The organism is Clostridium disporicum, assembly GCF_001405015.1.
GTDB classification, from domain to species: Bacteria; Bacillota; Clostridia; order Clostridiales; family Clostridiaceae; genus Clostridium; species Clostridium disporicum_B.
In genome coordinates, this window is sequence record NZ_CYZX01000007.1 from 39,228 (window position 1) to 59,152 (window position 19,925).

The 19,925-nt window shown below is 30.1% G+C and carries 17 protein-coding genes; 11 read left to right on the forward strand and 6 right to left on the reverse strand.

Annotated elements, in window-relative coordinates:
- Window positions 1–44 precede the first annotated feature (44 nt).
- The 9 genes from glsA (at window position 45) to ARA56_RS06065 (ending at window position 12,138) form a co-directional block, all read left to right on the forward strand.
- Window positions 45–962, forward strand: coding sequence for a glutaminase A (glsA, locus tag ARA56_RS06025; protein WP_055264775.1), 918 nt, complete (start codon window positions 45–47; stop codon window positions 960–962).
- 97 nt (window positions 963–1,059) lie between these two features.
- Window positions 1,060–3,672 carry a DNA polymerase I gene (polA, locus tag ARA56_RS06030; RefSeq protein ID WP_055264777.1) on the forward strand — a complete coding sequence of 871 codons (2,613 nt, stop codon included), beginning with the start codon at window positions 1,060–1,062 and terminating at the stop codon, window positions 3,670–3,672.
- A 9-nt stretch (window positions 3,673–3,681) separates the two neighbouring features.
- Window positions 3,682–4,278 carry a dephospho-CoA kinase gene (gene coaE / locus ARA56_RS06035; RefSeq protein WP_055264779.1) on the forward strand — a complete coding sequence of 199 codons (597 nt, stop codon included), beginning with the start codon at window positions 3,682–3,684 and terminating at the stop codon, window positions 4,276–4,278.
- Between the two features lie 14 nt (window positions 4,279–4,292).
- Window positions 4,293–4,847 (forward strand): lytic transglycosylase domain-containing protein, encoded by a 555-nt coding sequence (locus tag ARA56_RS06040; protein ID WP_055264781.1) that lies wholly within the window; start codon window positions 4,293–4,295, stop codon window positions 4,845–4,847.
- Between the two features lie 186 nt (window positions 4,848–5,033).
- Window positions 5,034–5,954 carry an NTP transferase domain-containing protein gene (locus tag ARA56_RS06045; protein WP_084758980.1) on the forward strand — a complete coding sequence of 307 codons (921 nt, stop codon included), beginning with the start codon at window positions 5,034–5,036 and terminating at the stop codon, window positions 5,952–5,954.
- A 103-nt stretch (window positions 5,955–6,057) separates the two neighbouring features.
- The gene (gene xdh, locus ARA56_RS06050; RefSeq protein ID WP_055264785.1) at window positions 6,058–8,613 is read left to right on the forward strand and encodes a selenium-dependent xanthine dehydrogenase; all 2,556 of its coding nucleotides are present in this window, start codon (window positions 6,058–6,060) and stop codon (window positions 8,611–8,613) included.
- Window positions 8,614–8,719: 106 nt separating this feature from the next.
- Window positions 8,720–10,849, forward strand: a complete 2,130-nt coding sequence (locus ARA56_RS06055) for a xanthine dehydrogenase family protein molybdopterin-binding subunit (RefSeq protein WP_055264787.1) — start codon at window positions 8,720–8,722, stop codon at window positions 10,847–10,849.
- Window positions 10,850–11,326: a (2Fe-2S)-binding protein gene (locus tag ARA56_RS06060; RefSeq protein WP_055264789.1), complete on the forward strand. Its 477-nt coding sequence runs from the start codon at window positions 10,850–10,852 to the stop codon at window positions 11,324–11,326.
- Window positions 11,320–12,138 carry an FAD binding domain-containing protein gene (locus tag ARA56_RS06065; RefSeq protein ID WP_055264791.1) on the forward strand — a complete coding sequence of 273 codons (819 nt, stop codon included), beginning with the start codon at window positions 11,320–11,322 and terminating at the stop codon, window positions 12,136–12,138. The genes ARA56_RS06060 and ARA56_RS06065 overlap by 7 nt, the downstream gene beginning before the upstream one ends.
- A gap of 13 nt (window positions 12,139–12,151) precedes the next feature.
- On the opposite strand, the gene ARA56_RS06070 is transcribed toward ARA56_RS06065, so the two are convergent.
- Window positions 12,152–12,847 carry a hypothetical protein gene (locus ARA56_RS06070; RefSeq protein ID WP_055264793.1) on the reverse strand — a complete coding sequence of 232 codons (696 nt, stop codon included), beginning with the start codon at window positions 12,845–12,847 and terminating at the stop codon, window positions 12,152–12,154.
- 105 nt (window positions 12,848–12,952) lie between these two features.
- Here ARA56_RS06070 and ARA56_RS06075 point away from each other — a divergent pair, with 105 nt between their 5' ends.
- Window positions 12,953–13,561 carry a nucleotidyltransferase family protein gene (locus tag ARA56_RS06075; RefSeq protein ID WP_055264795.1) on the forward strand — a complete coding sequence of 203 codons (609 nt, stop codon included), beginning with the start codon at window positions 12,953–12,955 and terminating at the stop codon, window positions 13,559–13,561.
- Between the two features lie 147 nt (window positions 13,562–13,708).
- On the opposite strand, the gene ARA56_RS06080 is transcribed toward ARA56_RS06075, so the two are convergent.
- The 5 genes from ARA56_RS06080 to ARA56_RS06100 all read right to left on the reverse strand — a co-directional run bounded on the left by ARA56_RS06080 (window position 13,709) and on the right by ARA56_RS06100 (window position 18,943).
- Complete coding sequence (locus ARA56_RS06080) at window positions 13,709–14,569, reverse strand: 50S ribosomal protein L11 methyltransferase (RefSeq protein WP_055264797.1); 861 nt, start codon at window positions 14,567–14,569, stop codon at window positions 13,709–13,711.
- 20 nt (window positions 14,570–14,589) lie between these two features.
- A complete protein-coding gene (locus ARA56_RS06085; RefSeq protein ID WP_055264799.1) occupies window positions 14,590–15,363 on the reverse strand; it encodes a flavin reductase family protein in 774 nt (257 codons plus the stop codon).
- Between the two features lie 153 nt (window positions 15,364–15,516).
- Window positions 15,517–16,803, reverse strand: coding sequence for a D-alanyl-D-alanine carboxypeptidase family protein (locus ARA56_RS06090; protein WP_055264801.1), 1,287 nt, complete (start codon window positions 16,801–16,803; stop codon window positions 15,517–15,519).
- Between the two features lie 40 nt (window positions 16,804–16,843).
- Window positions 16,844–17,569: a type 1 glutamine amidotransferase gene (locus tag ARA56_RS06095; protein ID WP_055264803.1), complete on the reverse strand. Its 726-nt coding sequence runs from the start codon at window positions 17,567–17,569 to the stop codon at window positions 16,844–16,846.
- A gap of 15 nt (window positions 17,570–17,584) precedes the next feature.
- Complete coding sequence (locus tag ARA56_RS06100; RefSeq protein WP_055264805.1) at window positions 17,585–18,943, reverse strand: Mur ligase family protein; 1,359 nt, start codon at window positions 18,941–18,943, stop codon at window positions 17,585–17,587.
- Between the two features lie 303 nt (window positions 18,944–19,246).
- Between ARA56_RS06100 and ARA56_RS06105 the strand changes: the two genes are divergently transcribed.
- A complete protein-coding gene (locus ARA56_RS06105) occupies window positions 19,247–19,861 on the forward strand; it encodes a TspO/MBR family protein (RefSeq protein WP_084758981.1) in 615 nt (204 codons plus the stop codon).
- Window positions 19,862–19,925: the final 64 nt, after the last annotated feature.

Genomic DNA, 19,925 nt, shown 5'->3' on the forward strand with positions numbered 1-19,925 from the left:
TAAATATAATAATTACTACAAGAATAGTAAAGAGGAGAAAGCAAATGAAAAATTTATTAGTGAATTTAGTTGATAAAAATAAAAAATATACAGAAGAAGGGCTAGTAGCTTCATATATACCAGCGCTTTTAAAGGCAAATAAGGATGATTTAGGAATATGTGTTGTAGATATTAAAAATAACGAGGAATACTGGGCTGGAGAAAGTAATGTGAAATTCACTATCCAAAGTATTTCTAAGGTTGTAGGACTTATCATAGCACTTAGTGATAATGGCAAAGATGCAGTATTTAAAAAAGTTAATGTTGAACCAACTGGGATGGGCTTTAATAGTATAGTAAATCTTGAAATTAGAGATGAAAAGCCGTATAATCCTATGATTAATGCAGGAGCTATTGTTACAACATCTTTAATATATGGTGAAACAGAGGAAAGAAAGCTTGAAAGAATTTTAAATTTTATTAGAAGAGCTACAAACAATGAAGATATAAATATAAATCAAGAAATTTATGAAAGTGAAAAGAAAACAGGAGATAGAAATAGATCTTTAGCCTACTTTATAAAGAGCAATGGAATATTAGAAGGTGACGTAGAGGAAGTATTAGATCTTTATTTCAAACAATGTTCTATAGAGGTTACAGCTAGGGATTTAGCAAGATTTGGAGCTGTTATAGCTAATGATGGTATAACTCCATGGAGCAATGAGGTTCTAATGTCTAGAGAAGTATGTAGAATAGTAAAAACTATTATGGTTACATGTGGTATGTATGATGCCTCAGGAGAGTTTGCAGTTCAAGTTGGAATACCAGCTAAGTCAGGAGTTGGTGGAGGAATACTAGCTTCAGTTCCTAGAAGATTTGGAATAGGTATATATGGACCATCACTTGATAAAAAGGGTAACAGTATTGGTGGAATACGTATATTAAAAGAATTATCAGAAGAACTACAATTAAGTATATTTTAAAATATAGTTTTAAATTATTTGTTATGGATATCATTAGTAAATATAATAAAAAAATAGTATAATGAATCTTATAAATAAGAAACTACTGGAGGAAGATATGGAAAGATTACTGATTTTAGATTCAAACAGTTTAATGAATAGAGCATTTTATGCCATACCACCATTAACTACTACAGAAGGTGTTCATACCAATGCTGTTTACGGATTTACAAATATGTTATTTAAAATGAAAGAAGAGATAAAGCCTGATTATATAGTTGCTGCTTTTGATAGAAAAGCTCCAACATTTAGACATAAGGAATATGAAGAGTATAAAGCGGGTAGAAAGAAGATGCCTCCAGAGCTAGGGGAACAGTTCCCTATAATTAAAGAAGTACTTAATCTATTAGCAGTAAATATTTATGAGATAGATGGATTTGAAGCAGATGATATTATAGGAACTTTAGCAAAGTTTGCTGAGAAAAATAATATAGAAGTATTTATAGTAACAGGGGATAGAGATGCTCTTCAATTAGCTACTAATAACATAAAAGTTGTAATAACTAAGAAAGGTGTTACTGAAACAGCTGTATATGATGAAAAAGCTTTTATAGATGAATTTGGAGTAACGCCTACTCAATACATAGATGTTAAAGGTCTTATGGGTGATAAGTCAGATAATATACCAGGAGTACCAGGGGTAGGAGAGAAGACTGCTTTTAAGCTTATAGCAACTTATGGATCTATGGAAGGAGTACTTTCTAATATAGATGAAATTAGTGGTAAGAAGTTAAAGGAAAACTTAGAAACATATAGTGAGCAAGCGATTTTTAGTAAAAAGTTAGCTACTATAATGACAGAGGTTCCTATAGAGTTTGATTTAGATGATATAAAGAGTCAAGACTCATATAATAGGGAAGAACTTAAAAAAATGTTCTTTAAACTTCAAATGAAATCATTACTTGCTAAACTACCAGGTGATGATATTGAAGGTGAATCAGAAGAAGAAAAAATAGAGATAACTGAAGTAAATAATGTAGAATTATTAAAGAGTATTTTAAAGGAAGAAAAAGAGATTGCTTTTATTAGTTATAAATTAAATGACGGTAATATTTATTCTAAAATGGAATTAGATAAAATATATTTAAGTTATGGTGAAAAAACGTATCTTATTGATATGAAGTTGATTTCTATGGAGAATCCTGAAGAATCTACTAGGTTGTTAAAGAATTTTATGGAAAATGATAAGATAACTAAAGTAATACATGATGGTAAAAATCTTGTAACAACATTAACTAAACTTGGAATAGATATTAAAGAATATATCTTTGATACTGCAATAGCTGCATATTTAATAGATTCAGCTAGAAGTGAATATCCATTAGTAACTTTAATTAATGAGTATTTAGGTAAAGAAGTTAAAGGTGAAGGAGATACTTTAGTCTGTACTGCAGTATCTAATATGAAAGAACTATATTCTTATTTAAAAGAAAGAATTTCGAAAGAAGATATGGATGAGCTTTATTATGATGTTGAACATCCATTAATATTTATTCTTTCTAGTATGGAAGCTGTTGGATTTAAGGTTAATAGAGAAAAACTTGATGAACTTGCTATTAAATTTAAAGAGGAGATAGCAAGAACTGAAAAAGAGATATTTGAACTCTGTGAAGAGGAGTTTAATATTAACTCACCAAAGCAACTAGGTAAAATTCTTTTTGAAAAATTAGATTTACCTGTGATTAAGAAAACAAAAACTGGTTATTCAACTAATGCAGAAGTTTTAGAAAAGCTAATGGATAAGCATGAAGTTATTCCAAAGATAATTTACTATAGACAAATAACAAAGTTAAACTCTACATATGTAGAAGGCTTAAAAAATGTAATAGATCAAGATGGAGCTATACATTCAAGCTTCAATCAAACTGTTACAACAACAGGTAGACTTTCAAGTACAGAACCTAACCTTCAAAATATACCTGTTAAATATGAGATGGGAAGAGAGATAAGAAAGGTATTTATTCCTAAGGAAGATACAGATGTTTTATTATCTTGCGACTATTCTCAAATAGAACTTAGAGTACTTGCTCATATGTCTGGTGATCAAAATATGATAGATGCATTTAATCATCACTCAGATATTCATACAAAGACTGCATCAGAAGTATTTAAAGTACCAGTTGAGGAAGTTACATCACTTATGAGAAGTAGAGCTAAGGCTGTAAACTTTGGAATAGTTTATGGAATAAGTGATTTTAGTCTTTCACAAGATTTAAAAATAACTAAAAAAGAAGCATCAGAATATATGGAGATATATTTTGATAGATATCCAAAGATAAAAGGTTATTTAGAAAGTGCTAAAGAAGAAGCTAAAGAAAAAGGGTATGTTCTAACTATCTTAAATAGAAGAAGATTTATACCGGAAATTAAATCTTCTAATAAAATTGTTAAAGCTTTAGGTGAAAGATTAGCTATGAATGCTCCAATTCAAGGTAGTGCTGCAGATATTATAAAGCTAGCTATGGTTAAGGTTTATAATAGAATAAAGAAAGAGAATTTAGATAGTGAAATAATATTACAAGTACACGATGAACTTATTTTAAATGTTAAAGAAAATGAGTTAGAAGTAGTTAAAGCTTTAGTAAAAGAAGAGATGGAAAATGTACTTAAGATGGCTGTTACTTTAGAGGTAGATACTAATATAGGAAATACATGGTATGAAGCTAAATAGGGGGTAAATATGATTAAGATAGGATTAACAGGTGGTATTGGCTCTGGGAAGAGTACTGTATCTGCAATGCTAAAAGAAGCTGGTTTTCCTATAATTGATGCAGATATTATAGCTAAAAGCGTTTTAGAAAAATATCCTGAGATTTTAGAGAAAGTAAAGATAGACTTTGGAGTTGGGTTTTTCGATTGGAGAGGCCAATTCCGTCGTAAAGAATTTGGAAATCATATATTTAGATTTCCTAAACAAAGAATTAAGTATGAGGCTTTGATTCTACCTTATATAATAAGAGAAATAGAAGATGAATTAAAAGAATTAGAGAAAAAAGGCGAAAAAAAGGTAATAGTTGATGCACCTACTTTAATAGAAAATGATTTGCATAAAGAGATGGATTATGTTATTTTAGTTTGGGTAGATTCAAATACACAACTTCAAAGAGTGAGAAGTAGAGATTCTTTATCTAGAGAAGATGCTATAAATAGAATAAATGCACAAATGCCTTTAGAGAGAAAGAAAGATTTTGCTAATATTATTATTGAAAATAATGATACTTTACTGAAGACTAAGGTGCAGGTTGAATCACTTATAGAGTTTTTAAAAGCAATATAAAGTAGGGATATAAAATGGATTATAAAAAATTATTAGTGGTAGTTTTAGTTGCAGTAACGATGTTTTTTATAACAAGATGTGGAGTGAAGAATTTTTTCTTTCCATACAAATATAAAGAATATGTAGATAAATATAGTGTGGAATACGGTGTAGATCCGTTATTGGTGCTATCGGTAATTAAAGGAGAAAGTAATTTTGAGCCTAAAGCAGAATCGAATAGAGGAGCTAAAGGATTAATGCAGATTATGGATAGTACTGGTGAATGGGTTGCAGAAGAAATTGGGGTAGAAGATTTTACTCCGGATATGCTTTTTGATGAAGAAATAAATATAAGATTTGGATGTTGGTATCTTAAAAATCTTGAAGGTGAATTTGGGAGTTTAGACCTTATTTTAGCTGCATATAATGCAGGAAGCGGTCATGTAACTAAATGGCTTAAAGATGAAAGATATTCACCTGATGGGGATGTATTAACGTATATACCATTTGCTGAAACAAAAAAGTATGTTGATAAGGTTAAAATAAATTATAATGTCTACAAATATTTTTATAGAAAAAATAAATATTAACTAATATTTATTAAGGCAGACAACGGTCTGTCTTTTTCTTTTATGTAAATCATAGATGGTTTTTATATATTATGAAATAGTTTTGTAGTAATAGCAAATAGTATTTTATAAAGAGTGGTTAATATTGACATATAGAATTTAAGGTGATAGCATTTTATTTAAAAGATATGTTAAATGGAGGTAAAAATGGATAATATAGGCGGAATAATTGTAGCGGCTGGAAATACAAGTTATAAAGTATCTCCTTTGCTTAAAATTGGTTCTATTTCAATAATAAAAAGGTTAGTTTTAACTTTTCAGCAAGCTGGTATTTCTCCTATTGTTGTTATAACAGGTTTTCAGTCTGTTGAAATTGAACAACATCTTGTAGATTATGGAGTAGTATTTTTGAGAAATGAAAAATTTGAGAATTCAGATAAATTATATTCTGCAAAGATTGGGCTTGATTTTTTAAAGGATAAGTGTAAAAAAGTTGTTTTTACACCTGTTACAGTTCCTATGTATAATTCTAATACGATAAAAAATCTTATTGAAATGGACAAGGAGTTGGTTATTCCATCATACCAAGGTCGTACAGGGCATCCACTTCTTTTGGATTGCTCGCTTATACCTAAAATACTTGCATATGATGGTAAGGAGGGTATGAGAGGAGCAATAAAAGAGCTAATCACAGAAAAAGATTACTTAGAAGTAAATGATGAGGGAATTTTATTAGATGTAGAAAGAATTGAAAGGATAGATGAACTTGTACATTTACATAATGAAGAACTTTTACATCCGTTTATTAGGATAAGCATAGAAAAGGAATTTGCTTTTTTTAATTCTAGGGCAAAGCTTTTACTTATACTTATAGAAGAGACACAGTCAGTAAAAGGTGCATGTAAATATATGGCGCTTTCATGTGGCAAAGCTTGGAGTATGATTAATGAAATGGAAGAAGCATTAGGATATAGTGTTGTGGAAAGAAGACATGGTGGAAGACGTGGAGGAAAGACAGTCTTATCACAGAAAGGAAAAGAGTTTTTAAAGAAGTATGAAAAATATGAAAAAGATATAAAGGAATATGCAGTAAGTCATTTTTATAATATTTTTCAAGAATCTAGATAAAATTAAATGAAACAACATCAAGTTCTTTTAAGGAATAATTTGATGTTGTTTTTTTATTTTTTTATAATAAAAATAAAGAAATGGAAAAACATGGGAGGGAAATATGTATACTATAAATGTAAATGGGAAAGATTATACAACCACTGAAGATAAGAAATTATTATCGTTTTTAAGAGATGATTTAAGATTTACTTCAGTAAAAGATGGGTGTAGTGAAGGAGCTTGTGGTACCTGTACAGTTTTGGTTGATGGTAAAAAATTCAAGGCATGTGTGCAAAAGGTTTCAAAATTTGAAGGCAAAAAGATAATAACAGTTGAAGGTCTCACAGAAAGAGAAAAAAGCGTTTATGAACATTGTTTTGCAGAGGCTGGTGCTGTTCAGTGTGGCTTCTGTATTCCTGGAATGGTTATTGCTGCAAAATCACTTTTAGATATCAATAACAATCCAAGTTTAGATGAAGTCAAAAAAGCTATAAGAGGAAATATATGTCGTTGTACAGGTTATAAAAAAATTGAAGAAGCAATTTTAATGGCTGCAAGATTTTTTAGAGAAAATCTTGAAATACCTGAAGAGCCAAAAGAATTACACATGAATCAAAGATATAAAAGACCTGATGTTGCTGAAAAAGTTAATGGAACAGGTAAATTTGTAGATGACCTTTATTTGCCGGGGATGATTTATGCTAAAGCTGTACGTTCAAAATATCCAAGAGCAATGGTAAATAAAATTGATATTAGTAAAGCTCTAGAACATCAAGATTGTGTAAGGATTTTATTAAAAAAAGATGTTCCAGATAATGTTATAGGGCATATGAAAAAAGATTGGGATGTTATGATTGGTGAAGGTGAAATAACAAGATATGTTGGTGATTGTATTGCTCTTGTTGCTACAAATCATAAGGAGACTTTAGATGAAGTATGTAGTTTAGTTGAAGTAGATTATACAGAACTTACACCTATTACTTCACCACAAGATGCACTTCATGGAGATGCACCACTAATTCATAAAGATGGAAATATTATGGCAAGAGCTAGTCTTGTTAGAGGAAATGCAGATGAAGCAATAAAAAATTCTAAATATGTTGTAACTAGGAAGTATAAAACACCACATCAAGAGCATGGATTTATGGAGCCAGAGTGTGCTATTGCTGCACCAGAAGGTGATGATGGTATTCTTCTATATTCAGGGGGACAATCTGTATATGATGAACAACGAGAAATTGCTATGATGCTTAAAATTCCAAAAGAAAAAGTTCATTGCCATACACAACTTGTTGGTGGTGGATTCGGAGGTAAAGAAGATATGAGTGTTCAGCACTTAGCAGCACTTATGGCTTGGCATACAAAGAAACCTGTTAAGGTTAAATTTTCAAGACAAGAAAGTCTAGCATACCATACAAAACGACATCCGATGGAAATAGAATTTACAACAGCTTGTGATGAAAACGGTATATTAACAGGGATGAAAGCTGTTATTATTGCAGATACAGGTGCATATGCTTCACTTGGAGGTCCTGTATTGCAGAGAGCTTGTACTCATGCTGCTGGACCATATAATTATCAAAATGTTGATATTCTTGGAATGTCTGTATATACAAACAATATGGTTTCAGGTGCTTTCCGTGGTTTTGGTGCAGCACAAAGTTGCTTTGCGATGGAAAATAACTTAAATATCCTTGCAGAAGAAGTTGGTATTTCCCCTTGGGAAATTCGTTATCGTAATGCAATTCGTCCAGGACAAATATTGCCAAATGGACAAATTGCCGATGAAAGTGTTGGTCTTGTTGAATGCTTAGAAGCTGTAAAAGATATTTATGAATCAAATCCATATGCAGGTATTGCAGTAGGATGGAAAAATAGTGGTAAAGGGGTAGGGATTATAGATTCAGGTAGATGTAAGCTTCTTATTAAAGATGGGAAGGTGCACGTGCTAACTTCTGCTGCATGTATGGGGCAAGGAATTGCTATCATGTGTAAAACTATGCTTTGTGAGGCAACAGGTTTAGAACCACAGATAGTAATTCATGAATCAGCTGATACAATCAAAACTCCTGATTCTGGAACTAGTACAGCATCAAGACAAACTGTTGTTACTGGTGAAGCAGTTAAACGTGCTTCTATGAAACTAAAAGAAGATTTAGATAAAGGATTAACACTTAATGAGCTAGAAGGTAAAGAATATTTTGGTGAATACCATCCAATGACAGATGGATTAACATCAACAAAAGAATTCCCTGTTCGCCATGTAAGTTATAGTTATGGTGTACAAGTAGTAATATTAAATGAAAAAGGCAAAGTAGAAAAGGTTGTTGCAGCATATGATGTAGGAACACCTGTTAATATTCAAGCAGTCGAAGGTCAAATTGAAGGCGGTATGGTAATGGGGCTTGGATATGCACTAACAGAAGAATTTAAATGTGAAGATGGTTATTGTAAAACAAAACTTGGAACTCTTGGGTTGATGCGCTCAACAGAAACTCCAGAATTAGAAGTTAAACTTGTCAAAGGACCGGGAGAAATACCACTTTCATTTGGAGCAAAAGGTTGTGGAGAACTTTGTATGATACCAACTGGTGCTGCTTGTTCACACGCGTACTATCGTCTAGATGGAAAGCTAAGGACATCTATGCCATTAAGAGAAACTTATTATAAAAAATAATAATAAAAAGCCTAGTAAAGCAATAAATAGTAATATGTGAAATAAATATTTATAGAACTATATTACTAGGGAGCTAATTAAAAAATAATTAAAAGGAGAGATGTAAATGGAGAAGATTAGTGAGTCAGTTATAAAAAAAGACCACAGTGCAAAAATAAAAGGCGAAGCTCTTTATGTTGGTGATTATGATAATAGCGATATTTTATTTGGGAAAATGCTTCGTTCTAAAAAAGCAAAAGCAAGACTAGTCAATGTAAAATTGCCACTATTACCACATGGATATTATTATGTTGATAAGACGGATATACCTGGAGATAATAATGTAAATATTGTTATGGATGATACACCTGTTTATGCTCGTGAAACAGTAGAATATATTGGTGAACCTATTGGTATGGTTTGTGGACCTGATAGTACTGAAGTAGAGAGAATTATATCAGAAATCGAGGTTGAGTATGAAGATTTAGCTCCAGTATTAAAAATAGAAGATTTTGATACAGTTTTCTTTGATTATGAATATGGTAAAGGTGATATTGATAAAGCTTTCAAGGAAGCTGATAAAATTTACGAAGAGGTTTTTGAAACAGGTTATCAAGATCAAACATATCTTGAGACCCAAGGTATGATGGCTGAAGTAATGGATGATGGTAAAGTATTTGTTCATGGATCAATGCAATGTCCTTATTATGTTAAAGGTGCCATAATGAGAGCTTTAAACCTTGGAACAGATAAAGTACGTATCGCACAAGATGTTACAGGTGGAGGTTTTGGCGGAAAAGAAGCATTCCCATCAATTCTTGGATGTCAAGTTGCAGTGGCAGCTGTTAAAACAGGTAAAAAAGTAAGATGTATTTTTGAGCGTAGGGAAGACTTAGAATTTACATCAAAACGTCATCCATCAAGAAACACATATAAAGTAGCTGTTAAAGATGGCAAAGTAACGGCAATGGATATAGATGTTATGTTTAATAGTGGTGCTTATACAACATTATCTGCAGTTGTATTACAACGTGGAATCATATGTGCAAATGGTATATATAATATTCCAAATCTACATGTTAGGGGTAGAGCAGTAAAAACCAATACAACTCCAAGCGGAGCTTATCGTGGATTTGGAGCACCACAAACTTTCTTTTCAGTTGAAATGATGATGAACCACGTTGCAAAAGATTTAGGTATAGATACTCTTAAATTCAAAGAAGAACATCTGGTGAAACAAGGAGATTCTACATCAACATCAGGTGAATATCATTTCCCTGTACCAATTCCAGCTATGATTGATAGGGTAGATAAAGCTTGTGATTATAGAAGAAAGCATAGTGAATATGCTAAAGACCAGACAGGAAGATATCGTAAAGGTATTGGTATGTCAATGTATTTCCACGGTGCAGGATTTACAGGATCAGGAGAAAGAGATCATATTAAAGCTGTTGCAAAGCTTCATAAATTTTCAGATGGAACAGTTCAAATTCTTGCTTCAAACGCTGATATAGGACAAGGATTAAGAACAACATTCCCTAAAATAGTTGCAAAAGAGTTAAATCTTCCTTTAGAGAAAGTTTTCTATGAGTATCCAGATACAGATGTTGTTCCAGATTCAGGTCCAACAGTTGCATCAAGAAGCTTAATGACAGTAGGAGAACTTTTACGTAGGGCGGCAATTAAACTAAGAAAAGAATGGGTTGATGGCGAAGACCAAATTGTTGAAGAAAGATTTGTTGAGCCAGATTTTATGATTCCATTTTATTTGGATAAATTCCAAGGGGATGCTTATCCGACGTATTCCTGGGCTGTTAATGCTATAGAAGTTGAAATTGACACATACACAGGACTTTCAAAAATATTAGGAGCTTATGGATGTTTTGATGTTGGGACACCTATGGACTACAATATTGTAGTAGGCCAAATGGAAGGTGGATTTTTACAAGGAATTGGTTATGCTTCTACAGAATATATGGTATCTGACGACAAAGGTAGAATTCGTAATAATTCATTCTCTGATTATATTATTCCAACAGCTGTTGATGTTCCAAATCTTTATGTTGATATGTTTGTTGATGAAAAATATCCATTTGGACCTTATGGTGCAAAAGGGGCTGGAGAATTGCCACTAGTTGGAGCTCCAGGTGCCTATGTTGAAGCTGTTGAACAAGCCTTAGGAAGAAATGTAAGGTTGAATCATGCACCATTTACTGCAGAGGATACAATGAAAGTTTTGATGGGAGAGATGGAATAGATGAGTAATAATATAAAATTTAACTTGAATGGTAAAGATGTTACTTATGATGGAAATGCATCAGATAGACTATTAGATATTCTTCGTGAATATTATAAACTTACTGGTGTTAAATGCGGTTGTAAAGAGGGTGAATGTGGAGCATGCTCAATTTTAATGGATGGAGAATTAGTAAATTCTTGTACAGTTGCTATGGGAAGATGTGAAGGAAGTAAAATTGTTACAATTGAAGGCTTCCGTGAAACAGAACGTTTTAAGGTTATTGATAAGGCATATGCATCTGTATCAGCAGTTCAATGTGGATATTGTATTCCTGGAATGGTACTTGCTACAGAAGCTATACTATCAAAAACACCTCATCCAACAATAGAACAAATTCGTGAAGGTATTTCTGGAAATCTATGTAGATGTACAGGATATAACGCTATTGTTAAAGCAATTAAGGTTGCATCAGAGGAGGGGAATGGATTATGGTAAATGGTTTTATGGCGACTTCTCTTAAAGAAGCCTTAGAAATTCGTTCATCTGAAAATGTTACTCCTTATTGTGGTGGCACAGACCTTATGATTGAGAATAAAGAAGGTGCAACCTATCTTTTTTTGAATAAAGTGCCTGAAATGAAAAAGATAGTTGAAGATAATGATTATATAAGAATAGGTGCAGCATGTACCTTTACTGAAGTTTTAAATTCAAGTATTGTTCCGAAGCTTATGAAGGAAGCAGTTTCAAGAATTGCAGCACCTGCAATTAGAAATATTGGAACAATGGGGGGGAACATTGGAAATGGTTCTGCTAAAGCAGACTCTGTACTGATTGAGTATGTTTCAGATGCAAAAGTTGTTGTTGCATCAAAAGATAGAAGTAGAATTGTTCCTATAGATGAATTTTATAAAGGTAGAAAACAACTTGATTTAAAAAAAGATGAGCTAATAGTAGAGATTCTTTTACCTAAAACAGGGCTTGATAATTATTACTATAAAAAAGTTGGAGCAAGAAATGCCCTTGCTATTTCAAGGGTTTCCTTTGCAGGTATTATAAAAATGGATGGTGATATTATAAAAGATATAGCCATTGCATTTGGAGCTATTTCTGGTACTGTTTTAAGGTTTAAAGAAGTTGAAAAATTGTTTGTTGGAAAAACGTTATCTGAAGCAAAAGGAATGAAGGACAAATTTATAAGTGAATATGAGAAAAAAATAGTCCCAACGAAGGGACGTGTTTCTTCAGAATATAGAAAAGCTGTATGCTTAAATCTTCTTAAGGATTTCTTAACAGAAAAAGGAATATAAAATATTATAAACTCTATGATATAAGAAATCTTGAGTAAAAGGAAGTTGTATTGAGATAACTCACTAAATTTGTATTCTGAATATATTGTAAATCAGAGTTAGATTTTTTTAGTGATGCTTTACTTAAACTATCAATACAACTTCCAAAATTTATAAAAGTAATTTTGCAAGGTAAAGTAGAAGCAATTTCTTTAGCTGTTTCATAAGCTGATTTCATATAATTTATATATTCATTATCAGTTGTTGCATTACAGATAAAGAAAACACCACGAACAGCAATAGCATCTGCATTTTTTAGTGCTAAAGAAAGTTTTGAAAGATTTTCTTTGCAAAATGTAGAATTATTATCAAGAGAAAAACTAATAGCAATTGATTCTAGGAATCCTTTTTTAATTAATTCTTTTGAAATAGAATTAATTTTTTCCAATTGATAAAAATCACTTACAACATAACGACATTTTCCAAATATAGAGCGAATTTCGTCATCAGATTGTGCATTTACAATATAGTACAGATCGTCACGAGAAACTCCTTCGTTGTAAGCAGTGAGTATATCTTCTGTAATATTTGTTTTTATAGCACATTTTAATTCTTTTAATTTTTTTATATCACTTTGATTAATATTATTTGATGTATAGATATAATAATAGTTTTCTAAGGTACTAGACAGAGTATTTACTTGTTTTATAAAGTTAACTAATTTGTTCATTAAAATCCCACTTTCAATTTAAAACATTATAAGAAAATTTTAACATAACAAAAGGGTATTGCAAGTTATTTTAAATAAGAATTTGTTTGTATAGGAGAGTTATAAATGAAGGTTAATGGATTAATTCTTGCTGCAGGAATGTCAAGTAGAATGGGAGACTTTAAACCGTTAATGAAAATAAATAATAAAACGATGATAGAGCGAAGTATAGATAGCATGTTGATGGGGGGAAGTTATAGTGTTACTCTTGTTTTGGGATATCAAGGTGAAAGAATAGAAAGATTACTGAAGAGAAAGGGATATTTAGAGAAAAATGTTATACTTGTTTACAATAAAAATTATGAAGTAACTAATATGATTGATTCAGTTAAAATTGGTATTAATAATATTGGTGAGTGTGATGCTTTTTATTTATTGCCTGGAGATATGCCAGCAATAAAGGCAAATACATTTATTAAAGTGAGAGAGACTATGGATAGGACTAGAGCAAAAGCTGTATTTCCAACAATAGATGGATATAAAAAACATCCACCGCTTATTTCAATTGAACTTGTTAAGGATATATTAGAATTTAATTCTGATGGGGGATTAAGAGAGATGTGGAAAGAGCTTGATAGTGAAATAATTACTGTTCCAGTTGATGATTTAGGATGCAATTTAGATGTTGATACTAAAAGTCAGTATATAAATGTATGTAAGTATATGACTACATAGAATTATATGGTTGAATAATAATTATCATAATTTATTATATATAAAAGCATCATATTTTATAATGATGCTTTTTATATTAATAGATTAACTTAAATATTAAATATGTTTTATAAGTAAATTGAAATAGTAATTAATGATAAGTAATTATTAGTTGAATACAGCGGTTACCCATTCATTAGTTTGATGCTTTTCTAAAAGAGTAAAGCCATACTTTTCAACATTAGATTTTACCTCTTCAAAGCTCCATTCCACAAGACCTGACACTAATAAGTTTCCACCATGGTTTAGATGAGATTTTATAAAATTCATGAACATTTTAGTTTCTTCTCCACCGATATTTATAAAAATCCAATCAAATTTATCCTGTATTAATGAAGTATTATCTAATATATTACCAACAATAGTAGTTATATTTGTAAGATTATTTAAAGAAGCGTTAAGCTCAACTTCATCTTGTACATCACGAATATCTACAGCTGTTACAGATGATGCACCGGCAATTGAGGAAGCTATAGAAAGAATCCCTGATCCAGTACCAATATCAAGCACAGATTTATTTTTTAAATTTAATTTATTAAGTAGTAATCTTAATATATCTTGAGTTGTTTCGTGAAGTCCAGTACCAAAAGCTCCTTGAGAAATAAAATTTATTTTTTTCTTATGGTCAAAGTTTTCTTCAGGGCCAGCAATAACCCATGTATCGTCTAAGTGTATTATAGGAGACTCAAAAGTAGTATAATCGTTAGTATTTTCTTCAACATTGATATAATCAATCTTTAAAATGTTTTTTAGAGTAATTAAAAATTCATCTAATAATTCTTTAGATTCTTCAAAAGCTACCTTTAGAATTATATCTTCATCATCCTTTTCTAAATAGCCGTATCCATAATCATCTGTAGTTATTTCCAAAGGGTTTTCATAAAATACATTGTATATATCATTTATTGCTAAAGTTTCAATTGTAGAGTCTAATAAAGCGTATGGAAGCTTATATGAAATTATAAACATAATATCATCCTTTCAAGTAATTATTTTATCTTTTGTTTATTAGAATTAGTAGTTTTCTTCTTAAATTTTGAATTATTTTTAGAAGTATTTCTTTTTTTTGATGAAACTACAGATTTAGAAGATTTATTCTTAGCTTTATTTTTGCTTTTAGAAAAATTATTTTGTTTTGTAGAATCTTTTTCAGTTGTTTTTTCTTTCAATAATGTAGAGTTTTTTATTTCTACCGGTTTTTTAGCTACAGAATATCCGAATTTTCCAAGAGGATATTTATCCATCTTGTAATATTCTCCGTGACAATATGTAATTAAATCAGCTTCTTCAAAGTGAATCTTACCCTTATCATCCATAAGACTTGCATCTACGTGGGATCCAACAACATCAGCGATAAATAAATCATGAGTACCTAAAGGAATAATACTTTTAACTTTACATTCTATCGATATAGGACACTCATCTATATAAGGAACGTTTATATTAGTTCCTTCTTTCATAGTAAAGTTCATTTCTTTAATTTTATCGAATTTTCTACCAGGTCTAACTCCACAGTAATCTACAGCTTTTGTCATTTTTGAAGTAGGAAGATTTACTGTAAATTCCATAGTTTCTTTTATATATTCATAGGAAAGACGTTCTGGTCTTACTGAAATTGAAAGCATTGGAGGTTTAGTACAAACTGTTCCTGTCCAAGCTACAGTAAAGACATTTTCCTTTCCTTCTTTGTTTCTTGAAGTTATCAAGACTACTGGAACAGGGTTTAAGATAACACTGCCTTTAAAGTCTACTTTTTTAGTCATATTAAATTCACACCTTTTTTAAAATTATCTTAAAGATTATAACATAATAATTAACGATTAAAAAAGAAAAATAAATAATTTAGTATAAACTAGATATATTATGTATAGATTTTTAATTATTAATAAAAAACGACTGCTTAAGCAGCCGTTTTTCTATCTGTAGTATCTATTTCTTCTATTTTTTCTACTTGATTTTCTTATTAAATTAACTATTATAACAATTAATACGATAGCAATTATAGTACCTATTATTACAGCTGCATAAACAGGCAAGTTAGCTTTGAATATTTGGCCTGTAGTTAAAGCAATAGTTCCTTTAACAGTTTCAGTAAAATGTCCTATTGAGAAAGTTAAATCAACAGAGTTATTAGATGCAACCTTCCAAGCATCGGCGTTTGTATTAGATAGAGAAAGGTTTGCATTTGTATCATTAAAATCATTTTTATAGTATTCTACATCTTGAGCTAATATAACTGGCGCAGTTATTGTTTTTGTTGGCCCAAAGAATTTAAATAGTTTGTAGCTTAAATCTACGTTTCCTATTTCTTCTCCAGTTGTTTTATATGGAACTTTGCTAACTTCGTAGCTATAGTCAGCTACAGCTTTAGTATCATTAAATACATTTGTACCATCAGAGCCATAATCAGATCCAAGTACAACAGTAACTAAATTTCTGCCATCCCTATTATAAAATCCAACAAAGCAATGACCAGCTAAAGTTTCAGTACCAGTTTTTCCACCAACATTACCATCTTTATTAAGATTCTTGTTTCTTGTTTCAAGATCAATTCTACCACCATTAAGATACACAGGAGTATCTTCTAATGTCATAGTTTCTCTTATCCAATCATTTTTATAAGCTGCTATACCTATTAATGCTAAGTCATAAGCTGTAGTTGAATTATTGTTATTAGGATTTGTAGGATCTTCTAATCCATTTGGACTAACAAAATTTGAATTAAGTGCACCAAGTTCTTTGGCTTTTTCATTCATCATCTTTGAAAAAGCTTCAATTGACCCTGCAACTGATTCTGCCATAAGAACAGAAGCATCATTAGCAGAAAAAATCATAACAGCTTTCATAACATCATCTGCTGTCATAGTATCGCCAGGTTTTACACCGCCAGCTATAAAACCACTTAAAGTAGTTTCTGTAAGTGATGCAGAAGTTTCAGTATAACTAATTAAATCACCTTTATTTTTATTTTCAGCAAATAATAACGAAGTTAGTAATTTTGTTGTACTTGCTGGAGAACGCTTCATATCAGCATTTTTAGAGTAGATTACTTCTCCTGTATCTATATCCATAGTTATTGAAGATGCTCCAATAATTTCTGGAGCTTGTAATTCAGATGCAAAAGCTTCAATATTACCTATAAAAGGTAGAATTAAAGTTAAGCAAAGTAATAAAACCATACCTTTAAAAAATCTTTTCGTCATTTAATTTCCCCGTCCTTTTAATTTGTATAACTTTTAAAGATTACTTACCAGAAAGTCTAGTAATCATTTTTTCTTTTGCTTTCAATTCTAAACTATCATCTAGTTTTTCTAGAGCAATTTCTGAGTATTTTACATCAAGAGCAGTTTTAATAAATCTATCTGCAAGCTCAGGGTTTTTGGCTAGTAATGAACCGTGGAAGTATGTGCAATAAGTATTTTTATATACACAACCTTCGTATCCATCTGAACCATTGTTGCCATAACCGTGAATACATTTTCCTAATGGTTTAAGACCATTAACGTAAGTTCTACCTGAGTGGTTTTCAAAGCCTACGTAAGTTTCATCAAATTCTTCGTTATAGATAACAGTATCGCCTATAAATCTTTTATCACCGGCTTCAGTATAAATATCTAATATTCCAAGGCCTTCTATTTTTTCACCATTAGGTGCAGTATAGTATTTTCCTAAAAGCTGATAACCACCACAAATAGCAATCAGTACTTTACCACTATTTATGTATTTAGATAATTCTTCTTTTTTATTATTCATCAAATCATCTGAAACGATTGATTGCTCAAAGTCTTGACCACCACCAAAGAATACAATGTCATAATCTTCTGAATTAAATGTATCATTCATAGATACATTTATAATATTAACTTTTATACCCCTAGCTTCAGCTCTATGCTTGAGTATTAGTATATTACCAACATCACCATAAACATTTAAAAGATCAGGATATAAGTGGCATATATTTAATTCCATAATAATCCTCCAATATTACCAAAGATTTTTTATATAACCTTTAGAGTGTAAGTGCTTTCTATAATTAATCATAGCTGTATAAGTGGCAAGAATATAAACTTTTTTATTCTTACTACCTTTTATGCTTTCTGTTAGTGCATCATATTCTTCATTTATTGAAAATTTTGAAGAGTCTAAGCCAGCAGTTTTTAGTCTTACAGCCATATCATAAGATCTTAATCCAGAAACATATATCTCGTTTAATTCTACATCATTTAAGTGTTCAAAATTTACATCCCAAATCCAAGATACATCTCTTCCATCAGCATAATTATCATTAAGTATAAATGCAGCAGAGAATGGATCTTTACTAAGACATAAAGTATCCAATGCTTGGTTGTAGCCAGCTGGATTTTTTACTAATATTATTTTAACTTCTTTATCATCAATATTAATAGTCTCTTGTCTTCCAAAGCTAGAACTTTGACTTTCTAATGATTTTTTAATTGTTAAGTCATCTACTCCAAGCTCCTTTGTAATACTATAAGCACAAAGGGCATTATAGATGTTATATACTCCTGATTGACTAAGGAATATTTCTGTATCATTAATTTTTACAGTAGAGCTTTCAGATGTAAGATCTATAATTTCATCTACTCCGTATTTTAGTTCAGGACGTTTATATCCACAGCCTGTACAGTAATAGTCACCTAAGTGATTATATGTAACAAAATTATATTGGTATGGAGTTTTACAGAATTTACAGAACTTTGCATCTGCATTTATGTCTATTGTTTTATTCTCATTTATATGTGTTTTAAATCCATAAAAAACTACAGTATTTTTGATATCAAGCTTACCAAGTAGAGATTCATCACCATTTAAAATAAGTTTCGAAGTTGGAACGTTAGTTACACCTTCTAAAATTTTAGTTAGAGTAGTATATACTTCTCCATATCTATCAAGTTGATCTCTAAATAAATTTGTAACTGTAATTATATTTGGAGTAATCTTTTCAGTTATAAATTTTACATTAGCTTCATCTACTTCAATTACTGCAAATTTTTCATGATTTTTATCTGAAAATTTATAGTTATCTATAAAAGTAGTAACTATTCCAGAATAAAGGTTTGCACCTGTATTATTTGTAATAACTGAATAACCTTTTTCTTTCAGTATATTGTAAATCATGCTTGTAGTTGTTGTTTTTCCGTTTGTACCCGTTACAAGGATTACATTATATCCTGAAGCAACCTTAGTTAAAATATCCTTATCTAATTTTAATGCAACCTTACCAGGAAAAGTTGTACCACCTTTTAAAATAGTTTTAGTAAGAAATATTGTAAATTTAGTTGCTAAAATACTAATTATTGATTTAATACTAATTTTGCTCACCGCCTATATAATTTATTTAACATTATTACCCAAAAACAAAGAGGCTAAACAACTTTATTTTTATTTAATAATAACATCAATAGTATATCATAAACTTTGATTTATACAAATGAATCTTTAGATTAAATCTAGAAAAATTCTTAATAATTATAGTTCAATAAAATATAGAGTTTTCTGATATATATTTTTGAATATACTATTAAGTATTTTAGTATTAAGTGAAAGTTATAAGTTATTATAAAATGCGTATAAATTAACATTATAAAACATATAGTATATTGAAAAATATACAAGAGGTGTTTTATGAGTAAGAAGGAGAAAAAAGAGATTAAACATAAAAAGAGCATTAATAATAAAATAGAAAAGCAACAAAAAAAACTTGCTAAAAAACTAAAGAAAAAAGAGAAAGGAAGTATAATTGGAAGAATTTTTAAGGTTAATAATAAGTTCAATTTAGTAGCTTTAATTAAAAATATTTTATTACCATTAGGAGGAGGACTTTTAATAGGTTTCTTAACTAGGAATAGTATGGTGGTATACAATAGCTTGAAAAAACCAATATTTACTCCACCTTCATTTGTATTTCCTATTGTATGGACTATCTTATATATATTAATGGGAATAGCTGCATACAGAGTTTATATGAATAATAAAGCTGGAAAAGATGATAAAGGTGCTTATTTTTATTATTTAATTCAATTATCTATAAATTTTTTATGGTCAATAATATTTTTTAATCTTAGGTTATACGGAATTTCATTTATAATAATTATTATATTACTAGTATTGATAATTTTAACGATAATTAAATTCTTTAAAGTGGACAAGATAGCAGGCGTGCTTATGATTCCATATATTTTATGGGTATCCTTTGCGGCTGTGTTAACATTTTTTATTTGGATGCTTAATGAAATGTAGAAAAAAATATAGTATAATGTAATAGACTTTCTTCATGGAAGTCTATTTTATTTTAAAAATAGTA